This window comes from Halopseudomonas oceani (genome assembly GCF_002903165.1).
Taxonomy (GTDB): domain Bacteria; phylum Pseudomonadota; class Gammaproteobacteria; order Pseudomonadales; family Pseudomonadaceae; genus Halopseudomonas; species Halopseudomonas oceani.
The window spans coordinates 285,825-307,711 of sequence record NZ_PPSK01000004.1; the positions used below are offsets into that span (position 1 = coordinate 285,825).

Annotated in this window: 17 protein-coding genes; 9 read left to right on the top strand and 8 right to left on the bottom strand. The window is 59.8% G+C overall.

Annotation, left to right across the window (positions count from 1 at the left end; all coding sequences use genetic code 11):
- The first annotated feature begins 462 nt into the window (after positions 1-462).
- From C1949_RS06925 to rloA3, 4 genes are all read left to right on the top strand, one after another.
- Positions 463-1,128: an SGNH/GDSL hydrolase family protein gene (locus C1949_RS06925; protein WP_170063016.1), complete on the top strand. Its 666-nt coding sequence runs from the start codon at positions 463-465 to the stop codon at positions 1,126-1,128.
- Between the two features lie 161 nt (positions 1,129-1,289).
- A complete protein-coding gene (locus tag C1949_RS06930) occupies positions 1,290-3,143 on the top strand; it encodes an ABC transporter ATP-binding protein (RefSeq protein ID WP_104737738.1) in 1,854 nt (617 codons plus the stop codon).
- Positions 3,144-3,291: 148 nt separating this feature from the next.
- Positions 3,292-4,908 (top strand): NHL repeat-containing protein, encoded by a 1,617-nt coding sequence (locus C1949_RS06935; RefSeq protein ID WP_104737739.1) that lies wholly within the window; start codon positions 3,292-3,294, stop codon positions 4,906-4,908.
- Positions 4,909-5,055: 147 nt separating this feature from the next.
- Positions 5,056-5,580, top strand: a complete 525-nt coding sequence (rloA3, locus tag C1949_RS06940; RefSeq protein WP_104737740.1) for a retropepsin-like aspartic peptidase RloA3 — start codon at positions 5,056-5,058, stop codon at positions 5,578-5,580.
- Between the two features lie 17 nt (positions 5,581-5,597).
- On the opposite strand, the gene C1949_RS06945 is transcribed toward rloA3, so the two are convergent.
- Positions 5,598-7,022 carry an aminotransferase-like domain-containing protein gene (locus C1949_RS06945; RefSeq protein ID WP_104737741.1) on the bottom strand — a complete coding sequence of 475 codons (1,425 nt, stop codon included), beginning with the start codon at positions 7,020-7,022 and terminating at the stop codon, positions 5,598-5,600.
- Positions 7,023-7,187: 165 nt separating this feature from the next.
- Here C1949_RS06945 and C1949_RS06950 point away from each other — a divergent pair, with 165 nt between their 5' ends.
- Both C1949_RS06950 and C1949_RS06955 read left to right on the top strand, forming a co-directional pair.
- Positions 7,188-7,397, top strand: a complete 210-nt coding sequence (locus tag C1949_RS06950) for a YjiS-like domain-containing protein (RefSeq protein WP_104737742.1) — start codon at positions 7,188-7,190, stop codon at positions 7,395-7,397.
- A 36-nt stretch (positions 7,398-7,433) separates the two neighbouring features.
- Positions 7,434-8,249, top strand: coding sequence for an inositol monophosphatase family protein (locus C1949_RS06955; protein ID WP_104737743.1), 816 nt, complete (start codon positions 7,434-7,436; stop codon positions 8,247-8,249).
- A gap of 4 nt (positions 8,250-8,253) precedes the next feature.
- Here C1949_RS06955 and C1949_RS06960 read toward each other — a convergent pair whose 3' ends face one another.
- The 3 genes from C1949_RS06960 to aptA all read right to left on the bottom strand — a co-directional run bounded on the left by C1949_RS06960 (position 8,254) and on the right by aptA (position 12,433).
- The gene (locus C1949_RS06960; RefSeq protein WP_104737744.1) at positions 8,254-9,342 is read right to left on the bottom strand and encodes a GGDEF domain-containing protein; all 1,089 of its coding nucleotides are present in this window, start codon (positions 9,340-9,342) and stop codon (positions 8,254-8,256) included.
- Positions 9,343-9,541: 199 nt separating this feature from the next.
- On the bottom strand, positions 9,542-11,038 hold the full coding sequence (locus C1949_RS06965; RefSeq protein WP_104737745.1) for a CoA-acylating methylmalonate-semialdehyde dehydrogenase: 1,497 nt from the start codon (positions 11,036-11,038) through the stop codon (positions 9,542-9,544).
- A 54-nt stretch (positions 11,039-11,092) separates the two neighbouring features.
- Entirely contained in the window at positions 11,093-12,433 is a 1,341-nt protein-coding gene (gene aptA / locus C1949_RS06970) for an omega-aminotransferase AptA (protein WP_104737746.1), read from the bottom strand.
- Between the two features lie 128 nt (positions 12,434-12,561).
- Between aptA and C1949_RS06975 the strand changes: the two genes are divergently transcribed.
- The 3 genes from C1949_RS06975 to C1949_RS06985 all read left to right on the top strand — a co-directional run bounded on the left by C1949_RS06975 (position 12,562) and on the right by C1949_RS06985 (position 15,584).
- Entirely contained in the window at positions 12,562-13,491 is a 930-nt protein-coding gene (locus tag C1949_RS06975) for a LysR family transcriptional regulator (RefSeq protein ID WP_104737747.1), read from the top strand.
- A gap of 93 nt (positions 13,492-13,584) precedes the next feature.
- A complete protein-coding gene (locus tag C1949_RS06980; RefSeq protein WP_104737748.1) occupies positions 13,585-14,403 on the top strand; it encodes an alpha/beta hydrolase in 819 nt (272 codons plus the stop codon).
- The gene (locus C1949_RS06985) at positions 14,400-15,584 is read left to right on the top strand and encodes a multidrug effflux MFS transporter (RefSeq protein WP_104737749.1); all 1,185 of its coding nucleotides are present in this window, start codon (positions 14,400-14,402) and stop codon (positions 15,582-15,584) included. Before C1949_RS06980 ends, C1949_RS06985 begins: the two co-directional genes overlap by 4 nt.
- Before the next feature lie 93 nt (positions 15,585-15,677).
- Here the strand turns inward: C1949_RS06985 and C1949_RS06990 are convergent, their stop codons facing one another.
- The 4 genes from C1949_RS06990 to C1949_RS07005 form a co-directional block, all read right to left on the bottom strand.
- A complete protein-coding gene (locus tag C1949_RS06990; protein ID WP_104737750.1) occupies positions 15,678-16,745 on the bottom strand; it encodes a 3-deoxy-7-phosphoheptulonate synthase in 1,068 nt (355 codons plus the stop codon).
- 431 nt (positions 16,746-17,176) lie between these two features.
- Positions 17,177-18,499: a DEAD/DEAH box helicase gene (locus C1949_RS06995; protein ID WP_229744355.1), complete on the bottom strand. Its 1,323-nt coding sequence runs from the start codon at positions 18,497-18,499 to the stop codon at positions 17,177-17,179.
- A gap of 148 nt (positions 18,500-18,647) precedes the next feature.
- Positions 18,648-20,012, bottom strand: a complete 1,365-nt coding sequence (locus C1949_RS07000; RefSeq protein WP_104737792.1) for a DUF1329 domain-containing protein — start codon at positions 20,010-20,012, stop codon at positions 18,648-18,650.
- 35 nt (positions 20,013-20,047) lie between these two features.
- The gene (locus tag C1949_RS07005; RefSeq protein ID WP_104737752.1) at positions 20,048-21,877 is read right to left on the bottom strand and encodes a DUF1302 domain-containing protein; all 1,830 of its coding nucleotides are present in this window, start codon (positions 21,875-21,877) and stop codon (positions 20,048-20,050) included.
- Positions 21,878-21,887 lie beyond the last annotated feature (10 nt).

Below are 21,887 nucleotides of genomic sequence, written 5' to 3' on the forward strand. Positions count from 1 at the left end.
GACAACAAAAAAGGCGCCTGCAACTGTCTCCAGTTGCAGGCGCCTTTGCCTTTGATTCTCAGATTGTGCTGCTCGGATCTGACGCTGTTTAACGCCTGCCCGAGCAATAAGCCTGGCTGTCATAGCTGGCTGTAAAACCCCGCAAGCAACCGCCGTGCCACATCCTGAATCCGCGCCAAGCACCTATGTAACGCACTGATATTTTTAATATTTAAACGAACATCTAGCGTCGTCTTGAACTATATCCGTTGCCTCTGCACGAACCAGTGCGGTGCAGTCCACTGCCACAGCGTCCGCAATGGTGCACTCAACGCTCCTCTCTTCTCGCCCGTTTGGGTGCTTGTTCAGCGCACAGCGGTGCCTAACATGCACGAGGCACAACAACAAAATGTCTCCTTTTGTTTCAATACGGAATTACGCCTTACTGGAGACGGCTCAGCACAACAACAAGAAGGAACGTACATGCACACTCTGTTCAAACGCGGCCTGGCCGCACTCGCCCTTAGCGCCCTGTTCAACATTCCCGCAATGGCCAGCAATCCCGGCATCAGCCAACCGGACACTATGATTCTCGGCGATTCGATCTTTGCCCTGTCTGGAGACATTCACGAGAACCTGGAAGCCGAGCTGGACGAAAACATCGATACCTACGCCCGCTCCGGCTGCCAGCTGACCGGCGGTAACATCCTCTGTTCACGCCTCTACTCGGTTGAAAACCAGTATGCGCGGGCCGACAAGAGTGGCATTCGCACGGTGATCTTCAACGGCGGCGGTAACGACATTCAGCTCAACAGCTGCCGTCCCTCGCTGAGCGCCTGCATGCCGTTGCTCAACGATCTGGAAAACCGCATCGCTGCGCTGGTGCAGAAGATGCGTAATGACGGCATCGAAGAGATCATCTTTCTGGGGTACTACAACGCCGTTGGCAGTGCCGAAGACCTGCACGATATCAACAACTACAGCATGAACTACAAAGCCGCCGCCTACCCCGGCATGGGCGTGAAATTTGTTGATGTACGCGCTGACTTTGCCGGCCGCGAGGCGTATTACATCACCCGCGATGGCATCCACCCGACCGCTGCAGGCTCGCGCGTGCTGGCCGACAAGATCCTGCAAGCGCTGGATTGATGTTTCGGGAGGGCCGGGGCGCCGGACACGACCTGTCGTGTTCCTACTGCGCCTGGGTCTCCTTTCAAACGCGGACACGGCATGCCGTGTCCGCTTGAGACCCGCCGCCTTGGCGCTCATAATGCTCGGCCCGCCCTCCTTGTTAATCTGCAGGCCTTCGCATGTTCCGCTGGTTCGAAAACCGTCTTGATCCGTTTCCCCTTGAAGAGCTGAGCGAGCCCCCGCGCAAGCTGCTGCCTTTCTGCCTGCACTTCACCCGCGGCGCCTGGCCCTACATCATCATCGCCTCGGTCCTGATGGCCGGTATCGCCATCACCGAAGTGTGGCTGTTCGGTTTTCTCGGCAATATCGTTGACTGGCTGTCGGCGCAGACACGCGAAACCTTTCTGCAGAACGAGGGCTGGAAGCTGGCCGGCATGGCGTTCATTGTGCTGGTCGCACTGCCGACGCTGATCTTCTTCAACAGCCTGACCACCCATCAAACGCTGATGGGTAACTACCCGATGCGCATTCGCTGGCTGGTGCACCGCTACCTGCTCAAACAATCGATGGCGTTCTATCAGGATGAGTTCGCCGGCCGAATTGCCACCAAGCTGATGCAAACAGCACTGGCCGTGCGTGAGTGCGTGATCAAGCTGATCGATGTCCTGAATTACATCGCCGTCTACTTCATCGGCACGCTGGTACTGGTCGGCATGGCCGACTGGCGTCTGACCCTGCCGATGCTGGCCTGGCTGGCCGGCTACATCCTGTTGATGCGCCACTACATTCCGATATTGGGTCAGGTCGCCAGCGTACAGGCCGACGCCCGCTCGGTAATGACCGGGCGGATTGTCGACAGCTACACTAATATTCAGACCGTCAAGCTGTTCTCCCACGCCCGGCGCGAGTCCGATTATGCGCGCGAGGGCATGAACGAATTCATGGTCACCGTGTACAAGCAGATGCGGCTGGTCACGACCCTCTACACCCTGCTGTACATCCTCAACGCGCTGTTGCTGCTGGGTGTGGCCGGAACGGCACTGTGGCTATGGGTGCAGGGCACCATCAGCGTCGGCGCTGTCGCTGTCGCGGTGGGCTTGGTACTGCGTCTATGGGGCATGTCGCAGTGGATCATGTGGGAGTTATCGGCGCTGTTCGAAAACATCGGCACCGTGCAGGACGGCATCAACTCGATTTCGCGGCCCCAGGTGGTCAACGACCTATCGGCTGCCCAGCCGCTGCGCGTAACGCAGGGTGACATCCGCTTTGAGGCCGTGGAGTTTCACTACGGCAAGGGTGGCGGCGTGATGGATCACCTCAACCTGCATATCCGACCCGGCGAGAAGATCGGCCTGGTCGGCCGCTCCGGTGCCGGTAAATCGACCCTGGTCAACCTGCTGCTGCGCTTCTATGACGTTGAGGCCGGGCGCATCATGATCGATGGTCAGAACATCGCCGAGGTCCAGCAGGACAGCCTGCGTGAACACATCGGTATGGTCACCCAGGATACCTCGCTGCTGCACCGTTCGGTGCGCGACAACATCCTCTACGGTCGCCCTGATGCGGATGAGCAAATGATGCTTAACGCCGCTCGTAACGCCGAGGCAGATCAGTTCATCGCCGGCCTGGAGGACGCCAAAGGTCGCTTCGGCTTCGACGCCCACGTCGGTGAGCGCGGCGTCAAGCTGTCCGGTGGCCAGCGCCAGCGCATCGCCATTGCCCGGGTCATGCTCAAGGATGCGCCGATCCTGATTCTCGATGAGGCTACCTCGGCGCTAGACTCGGACGTCGAAGCGGCCATCCAGGAAAACCTGAACCGGCTGATGGACGGCAAGACCGTCATCGCCATCGCCCACCGCCTGTCGACCATCGCGCAGATGGATCGGCTGGTGGTCATGGAGCAGGGCAAGATCATCGAGCAGGGCTCCCACGCCGAGCTGATCGCTCACGACGGTGTCTACGCCCGCCTCTGGGCACGGCAGTCTGGTGGGTTTATTGGTGAGGAGCTGGAGGAAGCTAGCGAGCCGGTCTAACCGCCGTTTGATTAAAAACAGTCCGTCTGAAGTCCGCTCACCGCTTCAGAGCTTGCTTATCCGCCGTCATCAAACCAGTTGATGCCGCCCGCACGGGCGGCAATCTGGGTCTAGAATCGGAGCAAAACAACAACAAGGAAGATCGCAGATGACGTTTCCCATGCGGGCACTTGCCCTCGCCGGGCTGTTCAGCTTGGCTCCCCTGGCCCTCGCCACCAGTTATTCCAACCCTGAAGTTATCGTCGCCTCCTCGCCGTTCAAGGGCGTTCACGGCCTAGCCGTCGACAAGCAGGGACGCCTGCTCGCCGGCAGCGTGGTTGGTAACAGCATCTACCAGGTAGACATCGACAACGGCAGCGTCAGTACCCTGATCGGTCCAGACGACGGCCAGGCCGACGACATAGCCATTGGCCCGAACGGTGAAATGGCCTGGACCGGCTTCTACTCCGGCCGCGTGCTGTATAGGGAAAACGATGACGCCCCGATTCAGGTGCTGGCGACCGATCTGCCCGGCATCAACTCACTGGACTTCAACGATAAAACCGGTGCGCTCTATGCCAGCCAGGTATTTCTCGGCGATGCGCTTTGGGAGATCGACCGCAACGGCCAGCAACCGCCACGGCTGATCGCCAAGGAAATGGGCGGCTTCAACGGCTTTGAGGTCGGTGCCGATGGCTGGCTGTATGGCCCGCTCTGGTTCAAGGGGCAGGTGGTGCGCATCAACCCCGCCGATGGCGAAATCAAGGTCATCTCCAGCGAGTTCAAGACGCCGGCTGCCGCCAACTTCGATTCCAAGGGGAACCTTTACGCCATCGACACCTTCAGCGGCCAACTCAAGCTCATTGATCAGAGCAACGGGCAAGCCCGAGTCGTCGCCCAGCTGGACAGCGCTTTGGACAATCTGGCACTGGACGCGCAGGACAACATCTACGTCTCCAATATGGCCAACAACCGCATCACCCGGGTCAACCCGCAGACCGGCGAAGCCCGGCAGATTGTCGGCGGCGAGCTGGCCGTCCCGGCGGGGCTGACTCTGAGTGAAGACGGCAAGACCCTGTATATCGCAGACGTCTTCTCGCTACGCGCCGTCGACACCGCCAGCGGCAAGGTGACTGACCTGCGCCGCGCCCACGGTTCAGACGCCGAGTACCCAATCAACGTCGGCCTCGGCCGTGAGCGGCTGCTGGTTACCAGCTTCTCGACCGGTACCCTGCAACTGATCAGCCGCAGCGACAACAGCACGCTGGCGATGGTGCATCATCTCAACGCCCCGTCGGCGGCCGTTGAGCTGGATGACGGCAGCATCCTGGTCAGCGAGATGGGAACCGGCAAGCTGCTGCGCCTCTCTGGCACGGACCTGAGCGATCGCAACGACGTCCTGACCGGCCTGCAGGGGCCTGTACAAATGATTCGCGCCGGCGACGGCATGGTCTACCTGACGCAAATGAGCGGCACCCTGAGCCGCTTCAATCCAGCCACTAGCGAACTGAGCAGTATTGCCGAAGGCTTGCGCCTGCCGGAAGGACTTGCCCAGCTGCCCGACGGCCGCCTGCTGGTGGCTGAGCCGAGCGCCCAGCGCCTGCTGATTATCGACCCAGAGACCGGCCAATCCGAGGTGGCGGCCGAGCACCTGCCGTTTGGCCTCAAGCCGGGCCCGGGTATGCCGCCAACCGGTATCCCCACAGCGTTGGCAGTCGATGCGGAGGGCCACGTGTACTTCGCCTCTGACATCGACAATGGCCTCTACCGGCTCACCCCGCAATAGCCGCTGCGGGTCGGTTCTGCCCTTGAGCCGACCCGCACCAACAACCCAAACGAGCCAGTTCCTGTTTGATGCAATGGAATTTTCTATCGCATCTTGTGGTCATTCGATTAGTGCATATTGAAATGGCTGCAAACAGGAGACATCCCGATGCCTTCAACGATCAAGACGCTGTTCGTATCAACCCTTATCACCGCCGCCGCAACCACAACACCGGCCGCGCTGGCTGACACCCCCCGTAATCTCGGCTGGATCGAGCAGGGGGTGATCGAACCGGCAGACATGACCGTCAAGTTCAAACTCGACACCGGCGCCCTCACCTCGTCCATGCACGCCGAAGACATCGAACGCTTCGAGCGCGATGGTGAGCAGTGGGTTCGCTTCAAGGTGGCGCTGGAAGACGTGAAGTCGGAGGACGTCGTCAGTGAAATCTTCGAACGTCCGCTGGAGCGGGACCTGCGCGTTCGCGGCGCCGGCGGCTCGGAAGAACGCCCGGTGGTGCGGATGGATGTCTGCATCGCCGGCGAGCGATTGAATGAAGAGTTTTCGCTGCGCGACCGCAGCAACATGCACTATCCGGTGCTGCTCGGCCGTCGCACACTGGACCGTCTGGGTAACGTCGACAGCTCACGCACGTTTACCGCCGAACCCAATTGCGTCTCCAGCAACGCCTGACCGAAAAGCAGCGGGCCTCACTCCGAGGCCTGCTGTTCTCCTCGCATCGCAACAATTTCATCGGCCATCCGCTCCAGCCCGGCGTAGAGTTCGGCATCGGCTCGGGTGATATTAATCCGCAGACAGTCACGATACTTACCTGAGGCCGAAAACAGCACACCGGGTGCAACCTGAACGCCGCGCAGACGCAACCTTTCGTTCAAGCGCACGCAATCCAACCCCTTCAGCTCTATCCACAACACGAAGCCGCCTTGCGGGCGGCTGACGGCACAGTCAGCCGGCAACAGTGCATGAATCCAGCCCAGAATCCGGTCAAGGTTGCGCTGGTAAGTGCGTACGACCTGGCGCAGATGGCGTTCGTAATAGCCTTGTTCGACAAACTCGGCGACGGCCAGCTGCGGCACCGTGGCCGTTGCCCCCGTCGAGACATATTTCATGTGCAGGGCCTGGTCCCGGTGGCGACCGGGGGCAATCCAGCCCAGTCGCAACGACGGTATCAGGGTCTTTGAGAAGCCGCTGCAGAGCAGCACTCGGCCATCGTCATCCCACGACTTGATCGTTCTCGGCCGCGGCGCAGTATAGGCCAGGTCACCGTAGACATCGTCTTCAACGATGGCCACATCAAAGCGCTGAGCCAATGCCACCAACGCCCGCTTGCGGGCATCAGGCATGGTGTAGCCGAGCGGATTGTTGTGCGTAGGTGTCACCTGGATCGCCTTGATTGGCCACTGCTCGAGCGCCAGTTCAAGCGCCTCCAGGCTGATACCGGTTTGCGGGTCGGTCGGCAACTCCAGCGCTTTGAGTCCGCATGCCTTAAGCGTCTGCATACTGCCGTAGAAGCTGGGGGAGTCAACGGCAACTACATCACCGGGCCTGGTGAGCGTGCGGATGGCTATCGACAGGGCCTCCTGGCAGCCAGAGGTGATCACGATGTCATCCTCGTGCAGCACCGTGCCCGAAGCGCCAGCCAAGCGGGCCAGCTGCCGGCGCAACAGCGGACTGCCCAGCAGCGAGTCGTAATTGTCCTGCTCGGAGCTGGGCCGCTGGTACAGTCGTGACAGCCCCCTGCGCAGGGCCTTGAGCGTGTCAGCGGTCGTATCCGGCGAGCCGCCACCGAGCAGCAGGCAACCCTGCTCCTGCGCCTCATTGACCAGGGCCAGCACCTGATCCCACTGCGATACTTCCAGCGGCTGCTGCGCCGGGCGGCTCACTGCCGGTAGCGTACCGGGGCGGTTGCGCGCCAACGCAAAATACCCAGATTTTGGACGAGCAGCTACCCACCCCGCCGCCTCAAGCTCCGCGTAGGCGGTCTGTACTGTCGATACACTGACCGCAAACTCCGTACACAGATCACGAATCGACGGCAGACGGTCACCCGGCTGATAAAACCCGTGCTCAAGCCGCCGACGCAGCGCTTGGGCAACCTGTTCATAGCGCTTCACTACAGCCCCTCCAAAACTCGACAAAACCAATACAGATAAACTTGAAAAAGGCAATACAGCGCGCGCAGGCGCCACATCTGTATCGACAAAAAGATTAAATCTACATCTGTATCGATTTTACTGCCAGCGCCAATATAGGTCATCGCACCTTTCGGAGAGTTGACCATGACCACAGGATTGCTTCAGCAACTGCGGACTGCACTGCGCCGCCGGCGCACCTGCCGCCAGCTGTTGCGGCTGGACGATCGCATGCTGGCGGATGTCGGTCAGAGCCGCGCCGAACTCGAGCACGAGTTAACGCGCCCGCTGCTGACATTGCGACGCAACCGCAGCGCAAAATGCCGTACTGCCCCTTACCATAAACGGTTGAATTGAGTAGGCTCCACGCTTTCACCAAGCCGGGCCGCCGATATGCAAGACACTCCCAACTCCGATCTCAGCAGTCGCTATGAACTAGCCTGCCAACTGGCGCGTGAGGCAGCACAGCGAGGGCTTCGGCTATACCGTCAGCGCGATTTGCTGGCAGTCGAGCACAAGGGCGGCTTCAGCCAGGATGTCGTCAGTGCTGCCGACCGCGAGCTGGAAATGTTCATCCGTGCCGAACTGATGAAGGCGTTCCCCGCCGATGGGTTTGTCGGCGAGGAGACTGGCGCAGAGCGACTGGATGCGCGCTGCGTCTGGGTCATCGACCCAATCGACGGCACCGCCTGCTTCCTGCATGGCCTGCACAACTGGTGTGTCTCCATTGGCCTGCTGGTCGATGGCGTGCCCTGCATAGGGGCGGTCGCCGATCCCAACCACGACGAACTGTTCCATGGCGGTCGCGGCTTCGGCGCCTGGGTCAACGATCAACCGCTGAGGGTGAGTGAAGCGCAGGACCTGCGCGCAGGCCTACTTGGCGTCGGTACCTTCTACGCCGAGGGCAAGCAGCATTTCATGCCGTTTCTGGGCAGACTACTGGATGCGGGCGGGATGTTCCTGCGCAACGGCTCTGGTGCGCTGATGACGGCCTATGTGGCAGCGGGACGACTACTCGGCTACTACGAGACCTGCCTGAAAAGCTGGGACTGCGTCGCCGGCCTGGCGCTGCTGGCCGAGTCCGGCGGACGCAGTAACAACTTCCTGCGCGGTGATGGGCTGCTCAACGGCAACCCCTACCTGGTCGCCTGCCCCGGTGTCTATGATCAGGTTGCCGCGATGATCGGGCCGTCGCTGGACGCAGACTAGACCGTCAAGTGAGCAGGTCAGCCTGTGCAGGGTCAACCTCTCCCGACACCGCTTGCTCCACCCGGTTACGGCCTTGCGCCTTGCCACGATAAAGCGCCCGATCGGCACGAGCAATCGCGCTACTGAAGCTCTCCTGCTCATCCAACTGGCTGATGCCGACACACAGGGTGACCTGCAAACCAGGCTGCAGATCACTCCAGTCAAGCGCTTGTACCGCAGCACGAATGCGCTCTGCGGCTGCAACAGCCTGGATTGGGTCGGTTTCCGGCATGACCAACAGAAACTCTTCCCCGCCCCAGCGACCGACGAAATCCTGTTCTCTCCCCTGGGTATGCAGCAGCTCAGCCACCCGCTCCAGAACCCGATCACCCAACTCATGACCGTGCTGATCGTTGATCTCCTTGAAATGATCAAGATCCATGAGCATCAGGCTCAGATTGCCGGGTTCGCGATGCTCACGGGCCAGCAACTTTTCGGTCAGCGCGACCATATGGCGACGGTTGAACAGGCCCGTCAGCGGGTCGGTGGTCGCCATGCGCGCCAGCCGGCGGTGCGCGCGGGTGACCGTTACCACGTAGTACATGGTCAGGTAGGCGAACATCAGGAAGACGACAGTGAAATTGAAGATGTTCACGTACAGCAACGCTTTGGGCGCTATCGGTTGCAGCGGCTCTACAAACCACATCAACACATACATGCCGACGTAATAGGCCCACAGGCAGATTGCGAAAATCCAGGCGCTGCGTCGGTGCATGCTGGCAAACAACGCGGGGATGAACATCAACAGGAAGTAATGGAAGCCGCTGTCCCAGCCAATCAGCAGGGTACCCAGCGCAGCATGCACCAGTACCTCAATCCGAATCAGCATGACGGCCAGGTAGTTACGACGTCGGCGGAATGCCTGATAGGCGTAGACATACATGGCTACGCTGATGACGTTAACCCAGGCAAGAATCGGTGATCCGAGCCAGAGAAAAATCAGGAAAAAGCAAATGTCGACCGCTCCGGCCAACTGGCAACAGCGCATAGACAGATCCCAGAACTCGGGACGCTGCTCACTGCGGTGAATATCCGCCTTATTCTTATCTGGCATGCCTGGTTGTTCTCTCCTGAACCCGCTGACGTGATGGAAATGACAACTGACGCAAGGGCGCTGCTCCCTGGGCCCTGGCTAACACCAAGCTCTCATCGTGCGATCAGGCCCCCTATATCGGCAACCATGCGAATAAGATTAGCATTTGCTCCAAAAACGAAACAGGCCGCCCGAAGGCGGCCTGTGGACGAACGGTCAATCAGCCATTACTGGGGAAGGCAAACTGCGCAGCCTCATGGCTCGCGCGCTTGGGCCAGCGCTGGGTAACGGCCTTACGGCGGGTGTAAAAACGTACTCCGTCAGGGCCATAGGCATGCAGGTCACCAAACAGCGATCGCTTCCAGCCGCCAAAGCTGTGGTAGGCAACCGGCACCGGCAGCGGCACGTTGACGCCAACCATGCCGACTTCGATCTCGTCGCAGAACAGCCGCGCGGATTCTCCGTCACGGGTAAAGATGCAGGTACCGTTACCGTATTCGTGCTCATTGATCAGTTGCATGGCCTCTTCCAGGCTGTTCACCCGCACCACACACAGCACCGGGCCAAAGATCTCTTCCTGATAGATGCGCATCTCCGGAGTCACGCGGTCAAACAGGCAGCCACCAAGGAAGAAGCCCTGCTCGTGGCCGTCGATGCTCAGCCCGCGACCATCAACCACCAGCTCGGCACCGGCTTTAAGGCCATCTTCAACATAGCCGGTGACCTTGTCCAGATGCTGACCGGTAACCAGCGGTCCCATATCCAGACCGCAGGTGGTGCCTGGACCGACCTTCAGTGCCTTGATCTGCGGTACCAGTTTCTCGACCAGTGCATCGGCAATCTGATCACCCACACAAACCGCCACTGAAATCGCCATGCAGCGCTCGCCACACGAACCGTAGGCCGCGCCCATCAGTGCATTGACGGCGTTGTCCAAGTCAGCGTCGGGCATCAGTACGGCGTGATTCTTGGCACCGCCGAGCGCCTGCACGCGCTTACCGCGCTTGGTGCCTTCAGCGTAGATATATTCGGCAATCGGAGTCGAGCCAACAAAGCTCAGCGCCTTGACCTCGGGCGCGGCAATCAGCGCATCGACTGCCTGCTTGTCGCCATGAACGACGTTCAGCACGCCCTTGGGCAGACCGGCCTGATGCAACAGTTCAGCGATGAACAGCGTTGAGCTCGGATCACGCTCGGACGGCTTGAGGATGAAGCAGTTGCCGCAGACGATGGCCAGCGGGTACATCCACAGCGGCACCATGGCCGGGAAGTTGAACGGGGTGATGCCGGCAACCACGCCAACCGGCTGAAAGTCGCTCCAGGCATCGATATCCGGACCGACGTTGCGGCTGTATTCGCCCTTGAGAACTTCCGGGGCGGCGCAGGCGTATTCAACGTTTTCAATACCGCGCTTGAGTTCGCCGATGGCATCCTCAATGGTTTTGCCATGCTCGGCACTGATCATCTCGGCGATGGCGTTTTCATTCTCTTCCAGCAACTGCTTGAAGCGGAACATGATCTGCGCACGCTTGGCCGCCGGAGTACGGCGCCAGGCAGGGAATGCAGTTTTGGCCGAGTCGATGGCCTGCTGGATGACGGCATCATCTGCCAGCGGTACCTGACCACTGACCGCGCCGGTGGACGGGTTGAACACATCGGCGCTGCGGCCAGTACCAGCCACCGGATGGCCGTCAATCAAGTGGGTAACGTTGGTCATAATTTGCTCCTGAGAAACATGGCGCTGCCCACGGCGCAGGCAGCCGTAAAATGATCAGTCCAGCGTGTTCAACACACTGCCCACGGCATCAAACAGACGATCCAGATCCTCTGGCCGCGCATTGAAGGTTGGCCCGAACTGCAGAGTATCGCCCCCAAAGCGCACATAAAAGCCTGCTTTCCACAGCGCCATGCCAGCTTCGAAGGGGCGAATGGTCGGATCGGTGCCGCGCGGCGCCAGCTGAATCGCGCCCGCCAGACCGCAGTTACGAATGTCCAATACGTGACTCGCGCCCTGCAGGCCATGCAATGTACGCTCGAAGTGTGGTGCCAGCTCGGCAGCCTGTTGCACCAGAGCGTCGTCTTCGAGCAGCTTCAGCGTCGCCAGCCCGGCAGCGCAGGCCACCGGATGCGCCGAATAGGTGTAGCCGTGACCGAACTCGACCGCGTGCTCCGGGGCATTCTGCTGCATGAAGGTGTTGTAGATCTCGCTGGTTGCAACCACCGCCCCCATTGGAATGGCACCGTTGGTGATCTGCTTGGCCAGGTTCATGATGTCCGGGGTGACGCCAAAGTACTCGGCGCCGGTCCAGCAGCCAAGGCGACCAAAACCGGTGATGACCTCGTCAAAAATCAGCAGAATGTCATGCTGATCGCAAATTTCGCGCAGACGCTGCAGGTAGCCCTTGGGCGGTACGATGGCACCTGCCGAGCCTGACATCGGCTCGACGATGACCGCCGCGATATTGGAGGCGTCATGCAGCTCGATCAGCTTGAGCATCTCGTTTGCCAGCTCGACACCGCCGGTCTCGGCCATTCCGCGGGTAAACGCCATGCCCGGTTGCAGGGTGTGCGGCAGATGATCGGCTTCCATCAACTGGCCGAACATCTTGCGGTTGCCGCCAATACCGCCAAGGCTGGTGCCGGCGATGTTGACGCCATGATAGCCACGGGCGCGACCAATCATCCGCGCCTTGTTCGGCTGACCTTTCAGGCGCCAGTAGGCACGCGCCATCTTCACCGCCGTGTCGGCACACTCGGAGCCGGAGTTGGTAAAGAACACGTGGTTCAGATCACCCGGCAGCTTGGCAGCGATCTGCTCGGCCAGCTGGAACGACATCGGGTGGCCGAACTGGAAGCCGGGCGAGTAATCCATCGTCCCCAACTGCTGGGCTACCGCCTGCTGGATCTCGCTGCGCGAGTGTCCGGCACCGCAGGTCCAGAGCCCCGACAAGCTGTCGTATACCTGCCGTCCATCTGCGTCGGTCAACCAACTGCCCTTCGCCGCAACGATCAGGCGCGGGTCACGATGGAAGTTGCGGTTAGCTGAAAATGGCATCCAGTGCGCATCCAGCTTGAGCTGGCTGGCGAGCTGTTGTGTGCTGTGATCCTGCATGCAGTTGCCTCACGGGAAATCGGCGAAGGGCGCGTCTGCGCCGGTGTTTTCAATGGACATACGTTGCCACAGCAAAAGGTATGATAAAACATGACTTTTCATACCTTCAGTTTCGGAATGACTAAACAATGAAATCCCGTCGCCCTGCCCCGCTTGCCCAACTATCAGATATTGATCTGCGCCTGCTGCGGGTGTTCCGCACCGTTGTCGAATGTGGCGGCTTTTCGGTCGCCGAAAGTGTGCTGGGCATCGGTCGCTCGGCGATCAGCCAGCAGATGAGCGACCTGGAGCAACGCCTGGGCCTGCGCCTGTGCCAGCGCGGGCGCGCCGGCTTTGCCATGACCGAGGACGGCCGCGAGGTCTATCAGGCTGCACTGCAATTGTTCTCGGCAGTGGAAAATTTCCGTACCGAGGTCAACGGTCTGCACCAGCACCTGCGCGGCGAACTGAACATTGGCCTCACCGACAATCTGGTCACCATGCCGCACATGCGGGTTACTGACGCGCTCGCACGCCTGAAGACGCGCGGCCCGGACGTGCGCATACAAATCAGTATGTCTGCGCCCGGTCAGGTCGAACAGGGCGTACTGGATGGTCGTCTCCACGTTGGCGTGATTCCGCAGGTCGGGGCGCTGTCCGGGCTTGAGTATCAACCGCTCTACAGCGAACGCGCCGAACTCTACTGCGCCGTTGGCCACCCCCTGTTCGAGCTGGAAGACAGCCAGCTGACACTGGAAGCACTGCGCCAGCACGACGCCATTTCGCCCAGCTTTCGTGTACCAGCGGAGGTTCAGGAGCAGTTCCAGGCGCTGCGCTGCACCGCCACCGCTTCGGATCGCGAGGGCATCGCGTTCCTGCTGCTGACCGGGCATTACATCGGCTACCTGCCGGACCACTATGCAGCCCAATGGGTTGCAAGCGGCCGCATGCGCGCACTTGATCCCGCTCGCTATCACTACGATCTGGTGCTGTCCGCGGTTACGCGCAAAGGCAGACGCCCTCACCTGGTGCTGGAGAGCTTCCTCGAGGCGCTCGCCGGCGAAGCTATCCCTACCTGACCTCTCCGCCGACGGGAAAAAAGGCTTGACTCTTTTTAGATGATAAACGACATTTAATTTAAATTAATACCGTCATATAAAAGGAGCACCGCCATGAGCAGTCCACACGTTAGCGCCGCCCCCTCCTCTGCGCTTGATAGCGCCTGCCGCGCGTTCAGCGTGCCGCAACGCATTCAGCCGAGCAGTCTGGAACGCTCGGTTCTTGCACAGGCACAACACAGCACCTTCCCCTATGTCGACGGTGACATCTCGGTCTGGAGTCTTGGCCTCGGCCCCCGCGTACTGCTGGTGCATGGCTGGGACAGTCGCGGCTCGCATCTGGCAGCCTTCGTCGAGCCGCTGCTGCGCGCTGGATTTGCTGTCACACTGTTTGATCTACCCGCGCATGGCGACTCAGGCGGCAACCTGAGCAGCCCGGTGCACGCTGGCCGCGCACTGGCCGCACTAGCGGAACACCTTGGCGCTATTCACAGCGTGATCGCCCACTCGCTGGGGTCTGCCGCAAGCCTCTGGGCCTTCGCTCATGGACTGAAGGTCAGCGCCAGCGTTCACCTCTCCGGCCCCTCCTCGCTCAGCCCGATGCTTCAACTACAGGCACTGGGGCATGGCCTCACCCTTGAAGAACAGGGCGAATTCAGCCGTTGGGTCGAGCAGCATATCGGCATCCCGCCAGCAGAGATGGATCTGCCAGCACTCAAGCACGGGCTGCAGCACCCGGCACTGATCATGCACGATCCGTCTGACCGGGTTGTGCCATTCGCGGCTTCCGCAGACCTGCACCGCCACTGGACAGGCTCCGAACTGATCGAACTGGATGGTCTAGGCCACCGCCGAATCCTGACCGACCCTCAGGTGATTGCGCGCAGCTGCGCGCTGTTGAGCGGCACCCACAAAGCCGGAATACAGCCATGAGCACCTCTACTCGGACGCTCCTGCTGTTATCCGGGCTGGCGGCCGTCGGCACGCTGTCAACAACGATCATTCTGCCGTCGCTCCCGGCCATGGCTGTCTCGCTGAATGCCGCCCCGGCCGACATGGCGCTTACGTTGAGCAGCTTTTTTCTGGTGTTTGCTGTCGGACAACTGCTGGTAGGGCCGCTTTCCGACCGCTACGGTCGTCGGCCGTTGATTCTCGGTGGTCTGACGCTGTTTGTACTTGGCAGTCTGCTTGGCGCCGGCGCATCCGATCTGAACAGCATGGTTGCTGCCAGGGTCATCCAGGCCGCCGGTGTTTGTGCTGCCTCGGTGCTGGCCCGCGCCATTGCCCGCGATCTGTATGACGGCCAGGCGCTGGCCAAAGCACTGGCCTTCATCATGGTAGCCATGGCAGCCGCGCCAGGATTCTCACCGCTGCTGGGCAGCCTGATCGACAGTCAGCTCGGTTGGCGAGCCAGTTTTCTGCTGGTCGCCGGCGTCGGTGCCGCGCTGGCGGCAGGTTACCTTCTAGCTATGGCTGAGTCCCACGCGCCTTCTGCCCGCTTGAAGCTCTCCGTGGGCGTGATCAGCAAAGGCTACCTGCAGCTGTTGGGTGACCGCCGCTTTGCACTTCCAGCCCTGGCCGTCAGCCTGGTGATTGGCGGGCTCTATGCCTTCTTCGCCTCGGCACCAGTTATCATGATCCGCGGCATGGGCTACAGCGGCATTCAGCTCGGTCTGTTCTTTGCTGCAACGGTGTTCGTCGTGTTCAGCGCGGGGATGCTTGCGCCGAAACTGGCACAGCGCTGGGGTGCCGTTCAGGTGGCACTGGCCGGCGGCGCAGTGGCGCTGGTCGGTGGCATCCTGCAAGTGCTGTTCTACCAGAATCAGGATCTAATCCTGTTCAGCCTTGCAATCTGCCTGTTTCTGGCAGGCATGGGCGTCATCAACCCGCTGGGCACCGCCGTTACCTTACAGCCCTTTGGCGAACAGGCCGGCCTGGCATCCTCGCTACTCGGCTTCCTGCAGATGGCAATCGCAGCGATAGGCACCGGACTGGTCAGCGCCATCGCCCTGCCACCGGCACTGACACTCGGACTGCTGCTCAGCGCTACAGCTTTCTGCTCACTGGCAGGGTTCTTTTTGTACCCATCAAATACCCTACGACAGCCCGCCTGAAAGGCGACACGCCACACAGGAGACGCCGCCATCATTCGACGGCGGCTTTTAGCACACAGTACGACCACCTCCGGGCCGCCAGCAACGCTAGAATTAGTTGCGAAGCTGATCTGCGGCGGCAAGCAGCGCCTGCGCAGTGGCCTCCCAACCCAGGCAGCCATCCGTGATGGAAACACCGTAACGCAGCTCGCCAGACAGCGCCTGACAGCCATCGAACAGGTGACTTTCCAGCATCACACCACGCAGGCTGGTGTCGCCCGCGACGCGCTGAGCAACCACATCGGCCAGCACCTCAGGCTGACGCAACGGGTCTTTACCGCTATTGGCGTGACTGCAATCCACCACCAGTGCCGCCGGCATGCCCAGTCGCTCAAGCTCTGCGCGCACCTTGGCAACGGCATCGGCCTGGTAGTTCGGGCCGCTGCGACCACCACGCAGCACGATGTGAGTATCGGGATTGCCGACGGTTTCGACCAGCGCCGGACGACCGTGCATATCCATGCCGAAATGCTGGTGCCGATGCCGAGCCGAACGCATGGCGTCGCAAGCGACCGTCATACTGCCATCTGTGCCGTTCTTGAAGCCGACTGGCAGGTGCAAGCCGCTGACCAGCTCACGGTGGATCTGCGATTCACTGGTACGCGCTCCGATGCAGCCCCAGCTCAACAGATCGTCAAGGTAACTCGCCGCCAACGGTTGCAGCAGCTCGGTCGCAATCGGCAAACCCAATTCACTGATCGCCAGCATGGTGCGGCGCGACAGCGCCAGACCGGCGGCCAGGTCGCTGCTGCCATCCAGCTGCGGATCGTACAGCATGCCCTTCCAGCCGACCGTGGTGCGCGGTTTTTCGACGTAGGCTCGCATTACCAGCAACAGCCGATCCGCAACACGGGCCTGCAACTCGGCGAGCCGCTCAGCGTATTCGATTGCCGCATCAGGGTCGTGCAGGGAACAGGGGCCGGTGATCACCAGCAGGCGGTCATCCTTGCCTTCGAGAATGTCTCGGATGGCCTGGCGGTGCGCCTCAATGGCGTCAGCCTGACCCTGGCTCAACGGCAGGCGCTCGCGTAGCTGCGCTGGCGTCGGCAGAGTGTGGGTACGGCGGTTGGCGCTTTGCGTGGTCGGGGCTGCGCTGGCAAGTGCAGTTACGGTGGCGGTCATCTTTTGCTTCCTTAGCCGGGGCGGTCTTGCCGCCGCGGCGCTATCTGGGTGTTCGATCGATTAAATGTCGTGCAGTCAGTGAGCCAGTGCAAAATCGCCAGCTGCGGTAAGAGCGCGGGTTGTAAGTGCGTTGTGCGTACATGCCGATTCCTCAAATATGCAAAACCCAATAAAAAAACCCCGATCGGGGAGCCGACCGGGGTTTCTTGATTCTCTGGTGGCGACCCGTCAATTCAGGGCGCCTGTGGGTATCAGGCGCGCCTTTGGCTAAACCAATACCCAAAATAAAAGTAACCAACCGCCGCACGCGCAGCAACGACAGCACGCGAGGCGCTGGCGATAGGGAGCGGTGCAGAACAAAGTGTCATGGCATGGTTACCTTTAAACATTGAGTCGACTCTAACGGATCAGTTGCGCTGCGCGCAACCCCCTCAGCGGCGCTTCGGCGGGGCCAGACCATCCGACGACGTGACCACCTGGCCCACTGGCGGTCGCGACGGACGCTTGCCAGCCCTAGGCTTCTTCGACTTTGGTGCTGCCTTCTTGCCATCCTTTTTGCCGTCTTTCTTTTTCTTGCTGCCGACCGGCTTGCCGGATGCCTTGACCTTCTTCGGTCCCTTGAAACTGCCAGGCACTTCAGCCAGCAAGCGACGCTCGAACTGACGGCGCAGGTAACGTTCGATGCTCGACATCAAATTCCACTCGTGCGGGCAAACCAGCGAAATCGCCAGGCCTTCGGCACCCGCACGACCGGTACGACCAACTCGGTGCAGGTAGTCGTCGCCGCTGCGCGGCATGTCAAAGTTGACCACCCGATCCAGCTCAACGATATCCAGACCGCGAGCAGCAACATCAGTCGCGACCAGAATACCGTTGGCACCCTGTTTGAAGCGCTCGACAGCCATGTAGCGATCTTTCTGATCCTTCTCGCCATGCAGCACGTACACGCGCAGATCCAGCGCACGCAGCACACCATTGATGCGATCCGCCATCACCCGGGTGTTGGTGAAGACAATGGTTTTGCCCTCCCCCTGGTTCAGCATCAGCCATTTGAGCATGGCTTCCTTATGGGGATTGTCATCCGCGGGAATGACTTGCTGGGTAATGCTTGGGGTGTCATCACGAACCGAATTCAGCGCAAGAATCTGCGGCTCGGTCAGAACCGAATCGATCATCCGCTGCAGCCCTCGATTGCCTTTGGTCGCCGAGAACAGCATGGTCTGCCGCTGGTCCGGGCAGGCTGCAGCGAGCTTGCCAACATCCTCGGCGAAGCCCATGTCGAGCATCCGGTCCGCCTCATCAAGCACCAATGTCTGCACACTGCTCAATTCAAGATTGCCGGCAGTCAACTGCTCCAGCGCCCGGCCCGGTGTTGCCACGACGATATCCGGATTCTTGCGCAGGCGCGCAGCCTGCACGCGGAAATCCTCACCACCAGTGACCTGCTCAGCCTTGATGAACGTGAACTTTGCCAATGCGGCAATATCCTTCGACACCTGACGAGCCAGTTCGCGGGTCGGAACCAGAATCAGCCCCCGCGGGGCCAGCGGCTTGCTGTCGTCGGCGAGCAGTCGCTGCAGCATCGGCAGTACGAACGCAGCAGTCTTGCCGCTGCCCGTCTGAGCGATAACGTAAAGGTCCTTACCTTCGATCGCGGGCGGGATAGCTGCCGCCTGTACATCGGTGGGTTGCTGGAAGGAAAGCTCGGCGAGCGCCTTGAGTACGCGCTCGTGCAGATCAAATTGGCTGAACAATGAAGTCACTCTGGAGTTCGGAAGGAAACAAAGCGCAAGTTTAGCAGAGTGGAGCCGTCTCCTCGCCGTCGGGGCCGCGCAACGCATAAAAAAAGGGGATATCCGAAGATATCCCCTCAAACCCAAACATCTAAAGCAGCATCAGAACTTAGCGGATACCCGAAGCACGCAGGGCAGCCGGTGTGAACTGATTGTAGGTCGGCACATAGTCAAGGTCCGGAGCAGAAACCTCTTCGGTGTACATACCCAGTGCGATGTAACGACCTGCCAGCAGGTCATACAGCGTTTCCAGCGCATAACCCGGAATCTGGTAGTCGTAGTTGAAGGACATGTGACCTTCACCCACGCGCCACAGCGTGCCACGACCGTCGTAATGATCCGCCAGCGTGATCATCCAGGAGTCTTCGTCCACAAAGAAGTTACGCTGAGCGTAGATGTGACGCTGACCTTCCTTGACGTTGCCCTGTACTTCCCACACGCGGTGCAGCTCGAAACGGGTGTAGTCCGGGTTGACGTGACCAGCCTGCAGAACGTCGGCGTACTGAACACCACGCTGGGTCAGCTTGCCACTGTTGTACGGAATGAAGACTTCCTTCTTGCCAACCAGCTTCCAGTTATAACGGTCAGGTGCACCGTTATACATCGCGAAGTTGTCGGAAGTACGCATACCGTCGGAGGCGGTACCCGGGCCGTCGTAGGCAACCTGCGGAGCACGACGTACACGGCGCTGACCAGCGTTGTATACCCATGCCATACGGGGCTCTTTCAGCTGATCCAGGCTATCGTGTACCAGCAGTACGTTACCTGCCAGACGCGCCGGAGCGTTTACACGCTGCTTGAAGAACAGCAGGGTGTTCGGCATGGTCGACTCGTCGACGTCAGCCATTTGCTGCGGGTAGCCTACTTCTTCTTCCAGCTTGATCAGGGTGAACGACCCGTTGGTCTGCGGCATGGCCTGCATGTACCAGCGGTGGGCGTTCAGACGATAGCGGGTGTTGTGGTTCCAGATAACCTCTGCACCGGACTTCGGAATCGGGAACGCGAAGGTACCGTGACTGAAGTTGGAGATACCGTCACCGCCGTTAACCAGCTTGGCCTGACCGGCCGAAGCCTTGACCTGATCGTAAACGTCCTGCGGGTAGCCTACCGAACGGTGGGTTACATAAACCGGCATGCGGAAGGTTTCCGGATAACGCTCGAACATGGCGATCTGACCAGGAGTCAGATTGTCACGGTACTGCTGATAGTTCTGAGCAGTGATCACGAACTCCGGCTGCTCACCCTCATAGGGGCTTTCATAAAAGTTATCTTCGAGGCGCTTACCAGCATCTCTCGGCAGGCCACCAGTCCATTCCGGAATGGTACCGGCGGCGTTACCGGCCTTCTCCGCACCGATTGGTGTCAGGGAAGCACCCAGCTGATCGATTTCAGCCTGGGTCAGAGTTTGCGCCATTACAGAGGATGCCATCAGGCTCAGAGCCAGACCACCGACACCCATCAGAGTTTGTTGCATACGCATATTGTTATTTCTCCTTATGGCCTGTCTGATCAGAAGCTTACGCTGAAGCTGACGGCCGCAAAGTCGCGGTCAACGGCGGTGTTGTACTTGCCGTCGAAGAAGTTGGTGTAGCTAATGCTGGCGTTGTACTTGTTCGCGTAGTCTGCATCGAGACCGATGCTCACAGACTTGGCACCTTCAGTGAAGTTGGGGCCGTAACCGTCAACGTCATGCGACCAGGCCAGAGTCGGGCTCAAGTTAATGCCGGCAATCACGTTGCTGTAATCCAGCTTCGCACGAACACGGTAACCCCAAGACCAATCAGTGTAGAAACCGTCGTTTTCACACCAGCTGTTCTGATAACCCTCGGATGCATCGTTACCCGCTTGGGAGGAGCAGGTGCCATCGGCGTACGGGCTCTGCCCAAACAGTGAGTCACGACCGTATCTGGTGTCACCAGCATCATTGCCGATTCCACCGATGTAGTTGACACCAGCCTCACCTACCAGCGCCAGGCGGCTAGCGCCCAAGACACGCTCAATGAACCTAATCGCAGTAACCTGCGCTTGATAAAACTCTTTCCGGTCGTAACCTTGAATGTAGTCCTGCGCACCATATACAACGCCGCGATGGATGTTGTCAGAGTTCAACAGGGCAGTACGGCTCATGTCACCGGTGTTGATCTGCATCGGCATATTCGGACGGTAGCTAAACTCACCACCAAGGGATGTGCCTGCAACAGAGGTCTGGAAACTTACCCCGTACAGACGAATATCCTCGGGATACTCAAAGAAATACCCAGCACCGCCCAGAGCCCCGTCCAAACCTTGGACAATACCGGCCGGACCTTCCCCTGAAAGAACCCCGCCAAAGGTGTTACTGTAAATCGGGGTACGACTATGGTAGTTCATGGCGTAAAAGCCAAACTCGGAATCATTCAGCTCAGGCACGAACCAGCGCAGAGCGACACCAAATTGCCCTTCATCCTTGGCTTCGCGGTCCTTTTCTGATCGCACGATATAGTCAGCAAGAGCTGCCTGCCCAAAACCACCGGTACCGAGTGCAGGGTCGCCTTGAGGAAGGTCTGGACCAGAGGCAACCAAACGGTCTGTACACCCGGTCGCCAAAGTATCAGCACCGAAGAAGGTACCGCAGTTATCAATTGCGTAAGGGTGCCACTTCAACTGATAAAAGGCTTCCAGACTCAAGTTTTCGGTCAAGCCCTGGGAGATATACAGCATCTCGACCGGCAGCAGACCTTCCTTGATCTCGGCACCCGGACGACGGAAAGCAGCCACGTCGATCGGGTTGATGGAGTTGATGGAGTTACCGATAAAGGTGGACTCACCCCAGCTAACTACCTGGCGGCCCAGACGGACGTTACCTGGATTGTTGCCAATAAAGTAGTTGTGATACACGAAGGCGTCGAGCAGCGCTACACCAGCGCCCTTAACCAGCGGCGGACGGCCGGAGTCGTCGATGTCATAAAATTCCTGACTACCGTCTTTGGTCTCAAAGTCGTACCAGTACTTGCCGCGAACAAAGGCGCCAGAGTCTCCATAGCGCAGCTCGAGATCATGCACGCCACGGAAGATCTTGGAGAAAATATCGCCCTTCTCATAGTTCAGTCGACCATCGTCGGAGGTGCGAGCAACAGCTTTGCCACCTTGGGGCTTGCCATCAACAGAAGTGGCGTTATGAATAAAGCGCTTGTCAGCATCAGCCGTAGAAACGCTCATACCAATGGAGATCTGCGAGTCCAGTTGGCCCTGAACGTCACCAATATTGAAGTTAACTGCCCCAGCCGATCCAGAGAAACTGGCCAAGCCGATTGCCAGCGGCAACGCGGCAAGAGACCAAGCATGCATTTTTTTTGTCATTGTGCTGCTC

Bases quoted from the DNA above. Each gene is read 5' to 3' on its own strand.
- C1949_RS06925 (WP_170063016.1), top strand. From the start codon at position 463: ATGCACACTCTGTTCAAACGCGGCCTGGCCGCACTCGCCCTTAGCGCC.
- C1949_RS06930 (WP_104737738.1), top strand. From the start codon at position 1,290: ATGTTCCGCTGGTTCGAAAACCGTCTTGATCCGTTTCCCCTTGAAGAG.
- C1949_RS06935 (WP_104737739.1), top strand. From the start codon at position 3,292: ATGACGTTTCCCATGCGGGCACTTGCCCTCGCCGGGCTGTTCAGCTTG.
- rloA3 (WP_104737740.1), top strand. From the start codon at position 5,056: ATGCCTTCAACGATCAAGACGCTGTTCGTATCAACCCTTATCACCGCC.
- C1949_RS06950 (WP_104737742.1), top strand. From the start codon at position 7,188: ATGACCACAGGATTGCTTCAGCAACTGCGGACTGCACTGCGCCGCCGG.
- C1949_RS06955 (WP_104737743.1), top strand. From the start codon at position 7,434: ATGCAAGACACTCCCAACTCCGATCTCAGCAGTCGCTATGAACTAGCC.
- C1949_RS06960 (WP_104737744.1), bottom strand. From the start codon at position 9,342: ATGCCAGATAAGAATAAGGCGGATATTCACCGCAGTGAGCAGCGTCCC.
- C1949_RS06965 (WP_104737745.1), bottom strand. From the start codon at position 11,038: ATGACCAACGTTACCCACTTGATTGACGGCCATCCGGTGGCTGGTACT.
- aptA (WP_104737746.1), bottom strand. From the start codon at position 12,433: ATGCAGGATCACAGCACACAACAGCTCGCCAGCCAGCTCAAGCTGGAT.
- C1949_RS06975 (WP_104737747.1), top strand. From the start codon at position 12,562: ATGAAATCCCGTCGCCCTGCCCCGCTTGCCCAACTATCAGATATTGAT.
- C1949_RS06980 (WP_104737748.1), top strand. From the start codon at position 13,585: ATGAGCAGTCCACACGTTAGCGCCGCCCCCTCCTCTGCGCTTGATAGC.
- C1949_RS06985 (WP_104737749.1), top strand. From the start codon at position 14,400: ATGAGCACCTCTACTCGGACGCTCCTGCTGTTATCCGGGCTGGCGGCC.
- C1949_RS06990 (WP_104737750.1), bottom strand. From the start codon at position 16,745: ATGACCGCCACCGTAACTGCACTTGCCAGCGCAGCCCCGACCACGCAA.
- C1949_RS07000 (WP_104737792.1), bottom strand. From the start codon at position 20,012: ATGCAACAAACTCTGATGGGTGTCGGTGGTCTGGCTCTGAGCCTGATG.
- C1949_RS07005 (WP_104737752.1), bottom strand. From the start codon at position 21,877: ATGACAAAAAAAATGCATGCTTGGTCTCTTGCCGCGTTGCCGCTGGCA.